Annotated in this window: 1 protein-coding gene; it reads left to right on the top strand. The window is 61.8% G+C overall.

Features of this window, described 5'->3' with window-relative positions; all coding sequences use genetic code 11:
- The coding region (locus XpopCFBP1817_RS21365; protein WP_146090223.1) for a DDE-type integrase/transposase/recombinase at nt 1-327 on the top strand (327 nt) is incomplete at both ends.

The raw sequence follows: 327 nt of genomic DNA, 5'->3' as shown, positions 1-327 counted from the left end.
GCACCGCTGCCTGCAACGCCATGGCATCTCGCGGCTCCCCGAGATTACAGGCGACAAAGCCGCCAAGAAGCGGTTCAAAAGCGATCCGATTGGCGACTTCCACATCGACATTGCACAGGTGCGGACGGCCGAGGGCAAGCGCGCTCTGTTCGTGGCCATCGACAGGACGTCCACGTTTGCGCTCACCGCACTCCATGCCTCGGCCAACAAGCTGGTTGCAGCGCAGTTCCTGCGCACTGTGCTCCAAGCAGTGCCCTACCCCCTGCAGACGGTTCTGACGGATAACGGCATCCAGTTCACCAACCGCAGTTCCGACCGATATGCCTG

Source organism: Xanthomonas populi, from assembly GCF_002940065.1.
Lineage (GTDB): Bacteria > Pseudomonadota > Gammaproteobacteria > Xanthomonadales > Xanthomonadaceae > Xanthomonas > Xanthomonas populi.
The sequence above is the reverse complement of the archived record's forward strand: the minus strand, read 5'-3'. Positions and strand labels throughout refer to the sequence as shown.